Source organism: Salmonella sp. SG203 (assembly GCF_013350575.1).
GTDB classification, from domain to species: Bacteria; Pseudomonadota; Gammaproteobacteria; order Enterobacterales; family Enterobacteriaceae; genus Salmonella; species Salmonella enterica.
Genome location: NZ_SNMT01000009.1, coordinates 82,246 through 95,908, shown reverse-complemented (window position 1 = coordinate 95,908; position 13,663 = coordinate 82,246). Strand labels below are relative to the sequence as shown.

The window sequence follows — 13,663 nt, the reverse complement described above, 5'->3', positions numbered from 1 at the left end:
AGGACGAGATATGTCTTTACATTCGCCGGGGCAGGCATTTCGCGCCGCGCTCGCTAAAGAGAATCCATTACAAATTGTCGGCGCTATTAATGCCAACCATGCTCTGTTGGCCCAACGGGCCGGGTATCAGGCTATCTATCTTTCTGGCGGCGGCGTAGCGGCGGGCTCGCTCGGACTGCCGGATCTGGGGATTTCTACGCTGGATGATGTGTTAACCGATATCCGGCGCATCACGGATGTTTGCCCGCTGCCGCTGTTGGTGGATGCGGATATTGGCTTTGGCTCCTCCGCGTTTAATGTCGCGCGGACGGTAAAGTCCATAGCCAAAGCGGGCGCTGCCGCGTTGCATATTGAAGACCAGGTTGGCGCTAAGCGCTGTGGACACCGTCCAAACAAAGCGATCGTCTCGAAAGAGGAGATGGTAGACAGAATTCGGGCGGCAGTGGATGCGCGCACCGATCCGAACTTTGTGATCATGGCGCGTACCGATGCGCTGGCGGTGGAAGGGCTGGAGGCGGCTCTCGATCGCGCGCAGGCTTACGTGGACGCGGGGGCAGACATGCTGTTCCCGGAGGCGATCACCGAACTGTCGATGTACCGCCAGTTCGCCGACGTGGCGCAGGTGCCGATCCTCGCCAACATCACTGAGTTTGGCGCGACGCCGCTGTTTACGACCGACGAATTGCGCAGCGCAAACGTGGCGATGGCGCTCTATCCGTTGTCGGCGTTTCGCGCCATGAACCGCGCCGCAGAAAAAGTCTATACCGTGCTGCGCCAGGAAGGGACGCAAAAGAATGTGATCGACATCATGCAGACCCGTAATGAGCTGTACGAAAGCATCAATTATTACCAGTTCGAAGAGAAGCTGGACGCGCTGTACAGGAATAAAAAATCGTAGCCTGTAGGCCTGATAAGGCGAAGCCGCCATCAGGCAATGCCGGATGGCACTACGTTTAACCCGCCTACGGTACGGCCTACACGCCTCAATACCCTACACATTACAATAATGACGAGGACAATATGACAGACACGACGATCCTGCAAAACAACACGCATGTCATTAAGCCTAAAAAATCGGTCGCGCTTTCCGGCGTACCTGCCGGAAATACCGCTCTGTGTACCGTGGGAAAAAGCGGTAACGATCTGCACTATCGCGGTTACGACATTCTCGATCTGGCGGAGCACTGCGAATTTGAAGAAGTCGCGCATTTACTGATCCACGGAAAATTACCGACCCGCGACGAGCTGAACGCGTATAAAAGCAAATTAAAAGCGCTGCGCGGATTACCCGCCAATGTCCGTACCGTTCTGGAAGCGTTACCGGCGGCCTCGCACCCGATGGACGTGATGCGTACCGGCGTTTCCGCGCTGGGCTGCACCCTGCCGGAAAAAGAGGCACATACCGTCTCCGGCGCGCGCGATATTGCCGATAAGCTGTTGGCCTCGCTCAGCTCTATCCTTCTTTACTGGTATCACTACAGCCACAACGGCGAACGTATTCAGCCGGAAACCGACGATGATTCCATCGGCGGCCATTTCCTGCATCTGCTGCACGGTGAAAAGCCAACCCAAAGCTGGGAAAAGGCGATGCATATTTCGCTGGTGCTGTATGCCGAGCATGAGTTCAACGCTTCGACGTTTACCAGCCGGGTGATTGCCGGGACTGGCTCGGATGTCTACTCCGCGATTATCGGCGCGATTGGCGCGCTGCGCGGCCCGAAACACGGCGGAGCGAATGAGGTGTCGCTGGAAATTCAACAGCGTTATGAAACACCGGACGAGGCAGAGGCGGATATCCGTAAACGCGTGGAAAACAAAGAGGTGGTGATTGGCTTTGGACATCCGGTTTACACCATCGCCGACCCGCGCCACCAGGTGATCAAACGGGTGGCGAAACAGCTTTCAGAAGAAGGCGGCTCGCTGAAGATGTACCACATCGCCGACCGTCTGGAAACGGTGATGTGGGAGACAAAAAAGATGTTCCCGAATCTCGACTGGTTTTCGGCGGTCTCCTACAACATGATGGGCGTCCCTACCGAAATGTTCACCCCGCTGTTTGTCATCGCCCGCGTTACCGGCTGGGCGGCGCACATTATTGAACAGCGTCAGGACAACAAAATTATTCGTCCTTCCGCCAATTATACCGGCCCGGACGATCGCCAGTTTGTCTCGATAGACGATCGTTGCTAACTCACTCTTATTAAAAATAAAACGCAGGAAACGTACCCTATGTCTACCCAAGAACTGAACATCCGCCCGGAATTTGACCGCGAAATCGTCGATATCGTTGATTACGTTATGAATTACGAGATCACCTCAAAGGTGGCGTACGACACCGCGCATTATTGCCTGCTCGACACGCTTGGCTGTGGTCTGGAAGCGCTGGAATACCCGGCCTGTAAAAAATTGCTTGGGCCGATCGTGCCAGGCACGGTGGTGCCCAACGGCGCACGCGTGCCGGGCACCCAGTTCCAGCTCGATCCGGTACAGGCAGCCTTTAACATTGGCGCGATGATCCGCTGGCTCGATTTTAACGATACCTGGCTTGCCGCCGAGTGGGGCCATCCTTCTGATAACCTCGGCGGTATTCTGGCGACGGCTGACTGGCTGTCACGCAACGCCGTCGCCGCCGGCAAAGCGCCGCTGACCATGAAACAGGTATTGAGCGGGATGATCAAAGCCCATGAAATTCAGGGCTGCATCGCGCTGGAAAACGCCTTCAACCGTGTCGGACTTGACCATGTGCTGCTGGTGAAAGTGGCCTCGACCGCGGTGGTCGCTGAAATGCTGGGGCTGACGCGCGATGAGATCCTCAACGCGGTATCGCTGGCGTGGGTGGATGGGCAGTCGTTGCGCACTTATCGTCATGCGCCGAATACCGGTACGCGCAAATCCTGGGCGGCGGGCGATGCGACTTCGCGCGCGGTACGTCTGGCGCTGATGGCGAAAACCGGCGAGATGGGCTATCCCTCGGCGCTCACCGCCAAAACCTGGGGCTTCTACGACGTTTCATTCAAAGGTGAAACATTCCGTTTCCAGCGTCCTTACGGCTCCTACGTGATGGAAAACGTGCTATTCAAAATTTCTTTCCCGGCAGAATTCCACTCGCAAACCGCCGTCGAAGCGGCGATGACGCTGTATGAGCAGATGCAGGCCGCGGGTAAAACGGCAGCGGATATCGAGAAAGTGACCATCCGCACCCACGAAGCCTGTCTCCGCATTATCGATAAAAAAGGCCCGCTCAATAACCCGGCGGACCGCGATCACTGTATCCAGTATATGGTCGCCGTGCCGCTGCTGTTCGGACGGTTAACCGCGGCGGATTATGAAGACGAGGTGGCGCAGGACAAGCGTATTGACGCCCTGCGCGAGAAGATCGTGTGTTATGAGGACCCGGCTTTTACCGCCGACTATCACGACCCGGAAAAACGAGCTATCGGCAATGCGATCACCGTGGAGTTTACTGATGGCTCACGCTTTGGCGAGGTTGTCGTGGAGTATCCGATTGGTCATGCGCGTCGCCGCGCCGACGGTATTCCGAAGCTTATCGAAAAATTTAAAATTAACCTGGCGCGTCAGTTCCCGACTCGCCAGCAGCAACGCATTCTGGATGTCTCCCTGGACAGAGCCCGCCTGGAGCAGATGCCGGTTAACGAATACCTCGATTTATATGTCATCTGAGCCAGCCAGCAGTAAGGCGTAAGTTCAACAGGAGAGCGTGATGTCTTTTAGCGAATTTTATCAGCGTTCCATTAACGAACCGGAGGCGTTCTGGGCCGAGCAGGCCCGGCGTATCGACTGGCGACAGCCGTTTACGCAGACGCTGGATCATAGCCGTCCACCGTTTGCCCGCTGGTTTTGCGGCGGCACCACTAACTTATGTCATAACGCCGTTGACCGCTGGCGGGATAAACAGCCGGAGGCGCTGGCACTGATTGCCGTCTCATCAGAGACCGATGAAGAGCGCACATTTACCTTCAGCCAGTTGCATGATGAAGTCAACATTGTGGCCGCCATGTTGCTGTCGCTGGGCGTGCAGCGTGGCGATCGCGTATTGGTCTATATGCCGATGATTGCCGAAGCGCAGATAACCCTGCTGGCCTGCGCGCGCATTGGCGCGATCCATTCGGTGGTCTTTGGCGGTTTTGCCTCGCACAGCGTGGCGGCGCGCATTGACGATGCCAGACCGGCGCTGATTGTGTCGGCGGATGCCGGAGCGCGGGGCGGTAAAATCCTGCCGTATAAAAAGCTGCTTGATGACGCTATTGCGCAGGCGCAGCATCAGCCGAAACACGTTCTGCTGGTGGACAGAGGGCTGGCGAAAATGGCGTGGGTGGATGGGCGCGATCTGGATTTTGCCACGTTGCGCCAGCAGCATCTCGGCGCGAGCGTGCCGGTGGCGTGGCTGGAATCCAATGAAACCTCGTGCATTCTTTACACCTCCGGCACTACCGGCAAACCGAAAGGCGTCCAGCGCGACGTCGGCGGTTATGCGGTGGCGCTGGCAACCTCGATGGACACCATTTTTGGCGGCAAGGCGGGCGGCGTATTCTTTTGCGCATCGGATATCGGCTGGGTCGTCGGCCACTCCTATATCGTTTACGCGCCGCTGCTGGCAGGCATGGCGACTATTGTTTACGAAGGACTGCCGACGTACCCGGACTGCGGGGTCTGGTGGAAAATTGTCGAGAAATACCAGGTTAACCGGATGTTTTCCGCCCCGACCGCGATTCGCGTGCTGAAAAAATTCCCGACGGCGCAAATCCGCAATCACGATCTCTCCTCGCTGGAGGCGCTTTATCTGGCCGGTGAGCCGCTGGACGAGCCGACGGCCAGTTGGGTGACGGAGACGCTGGGCGTACCGGTCATCGACAATTATTGGCAGACGGAGTCCGGCTGGCCGATCATGGCGCTGGCCCGCGCGCTGGACGACAGGCCGTCGCGTCTGGGAAGTCCCGGCGTGCCGATGTACGGTTATAACGTCCAGCTACTCAATGAAGTCACCGGCGAACCTTGCGGCATAAATGAAAAGGGGATGCTGGTGATCGAAGGGCCGCTGCCGCCGGGCTGTATTCAGACTATTTGGGGCGACGATGCGCGTTTTGTGAAGACTTACTGGTCGCTGTTTAACCGTCAGGTTTATGCCACTTTCGACTGGGGAATCCGCGACGCCGAGGGGTATTACTTTATTCTGGGCCGTACCGATGATGTGATTAATATTGCGGGTCATCGGCTGGGGACGCGAGAAATAGAAGAAAGTATCTCCAGCTACCCGAACGTAGCGGAAGTGGCGGTAGTGGGGATAAAAGACGCTCTGAAAGGGCAGGTAGCGGTGGCGTTTGTCATTCCGAAGCAGAGCGATACGCTGGCGGATCGCGAGGCGGCGCGCGACGAGGAAAACGCGATTATGGCGCTGGTGGACAACCAGATCGGTCACTTTGGTCGTCCGGCGCATGTCTGGTTTGTTTCGCAGCTTCCCAAAACGCGTTCCGGAAAGATGCTTCGCCGCACGATCCAGGCGATCTGCGAAGGCCGCGATCCGGGCGATCTGACAACCATTGACGATCCTGCGTCGTTGCAGCAAATTCGCCAGGCGATCGAGGAATAGCCGTAAGCCGGATAAGCCGCGTTCGGCAACGGGTCAGGCTCAGCGACTGAATAGTGGGGGGGAACGTCGGGAAAGGGCGGCGGCAGCGCGCCGCCCTGTAACAGAATTAACGCAGAATATTTTTCTCAGCCAGATCCAGCGCGAAGTAACTGAAAATCAAATCGGCGCCGGCGCGTTTAATCGAGCCCAGACTTTCCAGCACGACCTTTTCTTCATCAATGGCGCCAGCCATAGCAGCAAATTTAATCATGGCGTATTCACCGCTCACCTGGTAAGCGCCAAGCGGCAACTCTGTGCGTTCGCGGATTTCACGCAGCACGTCCAGATACGCGCCGGCCGGTTTCACCATTAAGCAATCCGCGCCCTGGGCTTCGTCGAGCAGTGATTCGCGAATCGCTTCACGGCGGTTCATCGGATTCATTTGATACGTCTTGCGGTCGCCTTTTAACGCGGTACCCGCTGCTTCACGGAAGGGGCCGTAGAAAGAAGAGGCGAACTTGGTGGAGTAGGACATTATTGCCGTATCGGTAAAACCGGCGGCATCCAGCGCCTGGCGGATAGCCTGGACTTGTCCATCCATGGCCGCGGAGGGCGCAATAAAATCTGCTCCAGCCGCCGCCGCGATAACGGCCTGCTTGCCGAGGTTGGCCAGCGTCGCATCGTTATCCACACCGTGTTCGCACAATACGCCGCAGTGGCCGTGCGAGGTGTATTCGCAGAAGCAGGTGTCGGACATAACGATCATCTCCGGCACGGTTTGCTTACAGATGCGGGACATTCTTGCCACCAGGCCGTCTTCTTTCCAGGTATCGCTGCCGGTGTCATCAGTATGGTGAGAAATGCCGAAGGTCATAACGGAACGAATACCAGCATTTGCGATACGTTCAATCTCTCGCGCCAGCTGCTTTTCCGGGATACGCATTACGCCGGGCATGGCATCAATAGCTTTGTAATCGTCGAGTTCTTCTTCAACAAAGATCGGCAACACCAGGTCGTTCAGGCTAAGTGTTGTCTCTTCAAACATAGCGCGCAGCGCAGCGGATTTGCGCAGGCGGCGAGGGCGATGGATAAGGTCTGTCATGGTCTGCCTGATGTTTGTGGAATCGAAGGCCCAGTATACCTGAATCTGCAGGCAGATGTTTTACGAAAACGGTCCTTAACGTAGCAGGCGCAGCCCCGGCGGCGGCGGAACATGGCGCTTCTTTTATATACCGAAGATTAATACCTCAGGCACTATATCATTTTAAATAAGAATTAGTTTTACGTTGTTTTTAGTTTTATTTCATCATCATTTAAGTAAATGTGGATTTTGACATTATTCATATTTATTTTGTTTTTCTTTAATTCATATTTATCTTATATGTATTTTGTTTTTTTATTTTCTTGCAAGGTCATGAAAAAGAACGCTTTTTAATTATCAACTTTCCTTTTATTACGCCTTTTTAATTCATGTCCGAATCCGGACTGAGGATAAAGAATAATTGAACCTTTTAGCAATGACGCCGCATAATCCTCCTTGCTAAACATCTCTATGTTTTTATGCATTGATAATTGATGGATCAACTATATTACGTCCCTGAGGAGGGATGACAAATGCACTCCTGGAAAAAGAAACTTGTAGTCTCACAATTAGCATTGGCTTGCACTCTGGCAATCACTTCTCAGGCGAATGCTACTACTTATAACACTTTTGGGTATCATGACGACGCAGACACTGCATTTAGCTGGAGTGACTGGGAAAATGCAGATAATCTGAATTACATTACCTATAATGGTTACATTTACAACAACACAACTGATGGTGCTTATGACCAGACCTTCAACGGTGATGTAGTTAATGGGGTAATTTCTACTTATTACCTGAACAACGATTATGCAGATAACACCGCAAATACGTTGAACATCTATAATTCAACCATTCACGGCATGATTACTTCTAAACAAGTTTATGATCATGACAATTATGGTTGGACAAATGGTACAGATGTTGATTATAGATGGAACGATGGTGATACATTTAATCTGAATATTGCTGATTCCACCATTGATGACGATTATGAGTATTTTTATTTTACCGATAGCTATCTGGATGCTGATGGTAAAAGAACATCAGAAGATATGCGTACCGCAGATTATGCTTATCTAGGCACTGCAGTTACGTTAGATGTAGAAAGCAATATCAATATTACTGATAATTCTCGTGTTGCAGGTATCACTTTAAGCCAAGGTAATACTTATAATGGGGATTATGCTACTGGCGGTGATAGTGCTTATGCTCATACTTGGGACAATACCATTACGGTTGACAATTCAACCGTAACGTCTGGTGCCTTTACTCCGTTAGAAGGTAGCGGCTGGTACGGAAACTCTGAAGAGCCAAGCGATTATTCTGGCAACGCTGTTTATGATGCAACGACAGGAACCTGGTATCATAATCCGAATGACACTGCTTTATCGTTCTCAGATGATCCTGACTCATACTATTCGATGAAGAACAATGTTACGTTCACCAACGGTTCAACGTTGATGGGTGATGTTGTGTTTACGAGTAACTTCAACAATGCTGGCGACGCGAACGCTGATTCCAATGGCGATGGTGTTATCAGCGCCAGCGATGGTTTCAGCCCAATCGGTTATGACACCAACAATGATGGCGTAGAAGATACGAATGGCGGTTGGAGTCACGACAACGATAACGTTGATGAACTGAACCTCAAACTGGATAACGGTAGTAAGTGGGTAGGTGACGCATACTTTAGCTATGAGTATATCGCACCGACTGAGATGTACGATCTTGAAGATGGTACTAACAGCTTAGAACCTAATTCTACTTTGGATAAATGGGGCAACGTTACTGATGACAAGACCTTCCAGAGCGGTATCTTCACTGTAGCGCTGGATAACGGTTCTGAATGGGATACGGTAAACACTTCAAACGTCGATACCCTAACTGTTAATAATGGTTCTCAGGTTAACGTAGCTGATAGTTCTTCTTTAATCGCAGACACCATCACATTGACCAATGGTTCAACGATGAACCTCAGTTCCTATGGTGAAGTTGATACCGATCACCTGACGGTTGATAGTTACAGTAAAGTTGATCTGACAAACGAAACTGCTTATCTGTATGCTAACACTATTACCGTATCAAACGGCGGTGAATTCAGCATCGGTGCTGGTGAATTTGATGCCGATTCTTTCGGTACGGATACTCTGGAACTGACCAACGCTGGTGTATTTAACATCAACAACAGCGACTATGTGCTGGATGCAGATTTGGTTAACGGCCACACCAATACAACCGATACATCAAATGCTACCTATGGTTACGGTGTCATCGCTATGACTTCTGACGGTCATTTGACCGTGAATGGTAATGGTGATTATTACAACGGTGATAACACTGCTGATACTACTTACAGTGCTAACGGTGAAGCGGATAATAGCTACACTGACAACGTTGTAGCCGCAACTGGTAACTATAAAGTGCGCATCGACAACGCTACTGGTGCCGGTTCTGTTGCGGATTACAAAGGCAACGAGCTGATTCGTGTCAATGACGTAAACACCGACGCTACCTTCTCTGCAGCAAACAAAGCTGACCTGGGTGCTTACACCTATCAGGCTAAGCAGGAAGGCAACACTGTCGTGCTGGAACAGATGGAACTGACCGACTACGCTAACATGGCGCTGAGCATTCCTTCTGCGAACACCAATATCTGGAACCTGGAACAAGACACCGTTGGTACTCGTCTGACCAACGCTCGTCATGGCCTGGCGGATAACGGCGGCGCATGGGTAAGCTACTTCGGCGGTAACTTCAACGGCGACAACGGCACCATTAACTACGATCAGGATGTTAATGGCATCATGGTCGGTGTTGATACCAAAGTTGATGGTAACAACGCTAAGTGGATCGTTGGTGCGGCAGCAGGCTTCGCGAAAGGCGATCTGAGCGATCGTACCGGTCAGGTGGATCAGGACAGCCAGTCTGCCTACATCTACTCTTCCGCTCGTTTCGCAAACAACATCTTTGTTGACGGTAACTTGAGCTACTCTCACTTCAACAACGATTTGTCTGCTAACATGAGCGACGGTACTTACGTTGACGGCAACACCTCTTCTGACGCCTGGGGCTTCGGCTTGAAACTGGGTTATGATCTGAAGCTGGGTGATGCAGGCTACGTAACGCCTTACGGCAGCGTATCCGGTCTGTTCCAGTCTGGCGATGACTACCAGCTGAGCAACGACATGAAAGTTGACGGTCAGTCTTACGACAGCATGCGTTATGAACTCGGTGTAGATGCAGGTTATACCTTCACTTACAGCGAAGATCAGGCGCTGACCCCGTACTTCAAACTGGCTTACGTTTACGACGACTCCAACAACGATGCTGACGTAAACGGCGACTCTATCGACAACGGCGTAGAAGGTTCTGCGGTACGTGTTGGTCTGGGTACTCAGTTCAGCTTCACGAAGAACTTCAGCGCCTACACCGATGCTAACTACCTCGGCGGCGGTGATGTTGATCAAGACTGGTCTGCAAACGTTGGTGTTAAATATACCTGGTAATCATTTTCTCTCAGGAGAAATAAAGGTAATTTAAACTGAAAAATGCCCGTCAAGGACTTGACGGGCATTATTGCAAGGAATGCATATGTTATCTTTAAGCAAGCCACTACAGGAATTCTACAGACTCGATAAATGCCTTTCTAAGCATGGTACGCGTTTCGAGTTTGTTAATGATAAAGAGATTATCTGTTCACCTGATGAAAGTAATACCCATACCTTTGTTATTTTAGAGGGGGTTGTTTCGTTAGTTCGGGGTGATAAAGTTCTTATTGGTATTGTGCAGGCCCCCTTTATTTTCGGCTTAGCCGATGGTGTGGCGAAAAAAGAGGCACAATATAAATTAATTGCGGAGAGCGGTTGCATCGGTTATCGCCTCTCATCATCACAAACTCTCGCCATCATTGAGCAGAACCAACTGTGGCGTGAAGCCTTCTGTTGGATAGTATGGAAAAGTCAGGTACTGGAGCTTCGTGACAAGCAGCTCATTGGTAATAATTCTTACGACCAGATTCGTGCGACGTTAATGACAATGATTGAGTGGGATGAAGAACTTCGCTCACGTATTGGTGTTATGAATTATATCCATCAACGAACGCGCGTATCGCGATCGGTGGTGGCGGAAGTTCTCGCGGCCCTGCGTAAGGGTAATTACATTGAAATGAATAAAGGCAAACTGATCAGTATTAACCGTTTGCCCTCCGAATATTAACAAAAAGGTTGCGCCTCGTCTGATATAGCGCGAGGCGCGACGACTCAGGATGCAGGAATAGCAATCGGTTTATTGCCGCTTAGCTCAGTAACCAAATCGTTAATCCCGTCGCTCATATTGGTAAAACGAGTGAGGGGGGAACGGGTTACGACCACAAAAGCGCCAATATTATATTGTGGGATCATCGCCATATAGGTAATAAAACCGCCGCCGCCTCCTGTTTTCTGGATAATGCCTGGACGTCCGTCTTTTGGCGCCATATAGACCCAACCCAGACCGAGCGCGTCGGCTTTACCCGGTACGTCCATCCCGATGATTTTCTTTAACTGTGTGCGCTGATAAATCAACGTTTGCATACGATCGGCCTGTTGGCTACGGTGATAGAAATCTGACGACAGATACTGTTGCATCCAGCGCATCATATCTCCTGGCGTAGAATAGACCCCGCCGCTGCCAATGGCAGCCAGCGTATTATTACAGGGGCTTGCGCCTTTCTCTGCCACCATCAGACGTTTACACTGATCGGGAGAAGGGGTAAACGTGGTGTCTTTCATTCCCAGCGGGCGGGTAATCTTTTCTTCAAACAGTTGCGTATAAGGTTTGCCGGAGGCGGTCGCCAGCGCGTCGGCTAACAGGTCGAACGCCAGATTGGAATAGGCCGCCTGTGAACCGGGCGCGACTTTTAACGTTGCTGTGGAGAGCCAGTTCCAGCGTTGTTCGCGGGTTGGCCAGACAAATACCGGACGATGCGCCGCGCCGCCTGGCTGTTCTCGCGGAAGCGCGCTGGTATGGGTTGCTAAGTTGACCAACGTAATCGGCGTGCCTTGATACGTCGGGACATGCGCGCCGGGAGGCGCATATTTGCTGAGCGGATCGTTTAATTTTACCGTTCCCTGATCGAGCAATTTTACCAACATTTCACTGGTCATGAGCTTGGTGAGAGAAGCGATACGAATGACCGAATCAAGCTGTGGACGAACATTATTGCCCGGTCTGGTGTCACCGAAACTACGAAACACGCGTTGATTGCCGTCGATCACCACCAGCGCCATGCCCGTGGCGCCGCTACCATAAAAGATATGCTCGGCATAACGATCAACGATATCAGAGGCAAAAACCGGATCGGCAATCGGCTGAGCCGCCTGGACAGAAGTAAGTGATGCCGCAAACAGCATGGCAGTAAAAAGCAGACTACGTTTCAACGGTGATGTCCATAAGTGAAATAACGGTGGTTATGCGTATTTATACTACCCGGCGGCACATTGCAAAACGTTAAAGAGAAAAAAGTGGGTGAAAAAACGTAACGGCGGGTTTTCGTGATGGAGAATGTTTACTTTTGTGATAGAGCGCTTGTGATAACCTGATAGCGTCAGCGTGCCTGCTGTGTATGAAACTCGTCGAAACAATTCTGTTGAGCAGAAATGCGAACTAAGCGTCACAACGTAGGTCACAATGCCTGGTTTAGCCCTTTCATTTGCGTGGGCATGGCGTGATATTGCCGCCGTTACAGCAGCCGTAATAAAGAGAAGAAGTTAGCAGGAGAGCATGATGTTTAAATCTTTTTTCCCAAAGCCAGGGCCGTTTTTCATGTCGGCGTTTGTTTGGGCGCTGATCGCCGTCATTTTCTGGCAGGCGGGAGGAGGAGATTGGGTGGCGCGACTTGTAGGGGCATCGGATGAAGTGCCTATCAGCGCAGCGCGCTTTTGGTCGCTGGACTATCTGATTTTTTATGCTTATTACCTGATTTGCGTGGGATTATTTGCAACGTTCTGGTTCATCTATAGCCCGCACCGCTGGCAGTACTGGTCGATACTTGGCACCTCGCTCATTATTTTTGTCACCTGGTTTTTGGTGGAGGTTGGCGTCGCGGTTAACGCCTGGTACGCGCCGTTCTATGATTTGATTCAAACGGCGCTCAGCTCGCCGCACAAGGTCACTCTTGGTCAATTTTATCATGAAGTGGGGGTGTTTCTCGGTATTGCGCTTATCGCCGTGGTGATCGGCGTGCTGAACAACTTCTTTGTCAGCCACTATGTATTTCGCTGGCGTACCGCAATGAATGAGCACTATATGGCGCACTGGCAGTACCTGCGCCATATCGAAGGGGCTGCCCAGCGTGTGCAGGAAGACACCATGCGTTTTGCCTCTACACTGGAGAACATGGGCGTGAGTTTTATCAATGCCATCATGACGCTTATCGCCTTTCTGCCGGTGTTAGTCACCCTGTCAGCGCATGTGCCGAATTTACCCATCGTAGGACATATCCCTTACGGCCTGGTCATTGCCGCCATAGTCTGGTCATTAATGGGGACGGGCCTGCTGGCGGTCGTCGGGATCAAATTGCCAGGGCTGGAATTTAAAAATCAGCGAGTGGAAGCCGCTTATCGTAAGGAGCTGGTCTACGGTGAAGATGACGCCAGCCGCGCCACGCCGCCCACCGTCCGTGAACTGTTTAGCGCGGTGCGCCATAACTACTTCCGTCTCTACTTTCACTATATGTATTTCAACATCGCGCGCATTCTCTATTTGCAGGTCGATAACGTTTTCGGTTTGTTCCTGCTGTTTCCTTCCATTGTTGCCGGTACGATTACGCTGGGGCTGATGACGCAAATCACCAACGTGTTTGGTCAGGTGCGCGGTTCGTTCCAGTATTTGATTAACTCCTGGACGACTCTGGTGGAGCTGATGTCTATTTATAAACGTTTACGTAGCTTTGAACGCCAGTTGGATGGTCAGCCAGTTCAGGAAGTGACCCACTCTTTTAGCTAACAGAA

At 51.7% G+C, this 13,663-nt stretch carries 9 protein-coding genes; 7 read left to right on the top strand and 2 right to left on the bottom strand.

All coding sequences use genetic code 11. From position 1 onward, the window contains the following. The first annotated feature begins 10 nt into the window (after window positions 1-10). From prpB to prpE, 4 genes are all read left to right on the top strand, one after another. Window positions 11-898, top strand: a complete 888-nt coding sequence (gene prpB / locus HV477_RS14545; RefSeq protein WP_000052223.1) for a methylisocitrate lyase — start codon at window positions 11-13, stop codon at window positions 896-898. A gap of 122 nt (window positions 899-1,020) precedes the next feature. Then, on the top strand, window positions 1,021-2,190 hold the full coding sequence (gene prpC, locus HV477_RS14540; protein WP_000132744.1) for a 2-methylcitrate synthase: 1,170 nt from the start codon (window positions 1,021-1,023) through the stop codon (window positions 2,188-2,190). A 39-nt stretch (window positions 2,191-2,229) separates the two neighbouring features. Continuing rightward, the gene (locus HV477_RS14535) at window positions 2,230-3,681 is read left to right on the top strand and encodes a bifunctional 2-methylcitrate dehydratase/aconitate hydratase (protein ID WP_023193430.1); all 1,452 of its coding nucleotides are present in this window, start codon (window positions 2,230-2,232) and stop codon (window positions 3,679-3,681) included. 40 nt (window positions 3,682-3,721) lie between these two features. Continuing rightward, window positions 3,722-5,608 carry a propionate--CoA ligase gene (gene prpE / locus HV477_RS14530; protein ID WP_000010229.1) on the top strand — a complete coding sequence of 629 codons (1,887 nt, stop codon included), beginning with the start codon at window positions 3,722-3,724 and terminating at the stop codon, window positions 5,606-5,608. 106 nt (window positions 5,609-5,714) lie between these two features. Here the strand turns inward: prpE and hemB are convergent, their stop codons facing one another. Continuing rightward, entirely contained in the window at window positions 5,715-6,689 is a 975-nt protein-coding gene (gene hemB, locus HV477_RS14525) for a porphobilinogen synthase (protein WP_000130724.1), read from the bottom strand. 512 nt (window positions 6,690-7,201) lie between these two features. Between hemB and HV477_RS14520 the strand changes: the two genes are divergently transcribed. Continuing rightward, window positions 7,202-10,180, top strand: coding sequence for an autotransporter outer membrane beta-barrel domain-containing protein (locus tag HV477_RS14520; protein ID WP_079899094.1), 2,979 nt, complete (start codon window positions 7,202-7,204; stop codon window positions 10,178-10,180). 85 nt (window positions 10,181-10,265) lie between these two features. Then, on the top strand, window positions 10,266-10,889 hold the full coding sequence (iprA, locus tag HV477_RS14515; RefSeq protein ID WP_000950242.1) for a hydrogen peroxide resistance inhibitor IprA: 624 nt from the start codon (window positions 10,266-10,268) through the stop codon (window positions 10,887-10,889). A gap of 44 nt (window positions 10,890-10,933) precedes the next feature. Here the strand turns inward: iprA and ampH are convergent, their stop codons facing one another. Beyond that, on the bottom strand, window positions 10,934-12,091 hold the full coding sequence (ampH, locus tag HV477_RS14510) for a D-alanyl-D-alanine-carboxypeptidase/endopeptidase AmpH (RefSeq protein ID WP_000830777.1): 1,158 nt from the start codon (window positions 12,089-12,091) through the stop codon (window positions 10,934-10,936). A gap of 346 nt (window positions 12,092-12,437) precedes the next feature. On the opposite strand from ampH, the gene sbmA reads away from it, so the two are divergent. Next, a complete protein-coding gene (gene sbmA / locus HV477_RS14505; protein WP_000477024.1) occupies window positions 12,438-13,658 on the top strand; it encodes a peptide antibiotic transporter SbmA in 1,221 nt (406 codons plus the stop codon). Window positions 13,659-13,663: the final 5 nt, after the last annotated feature.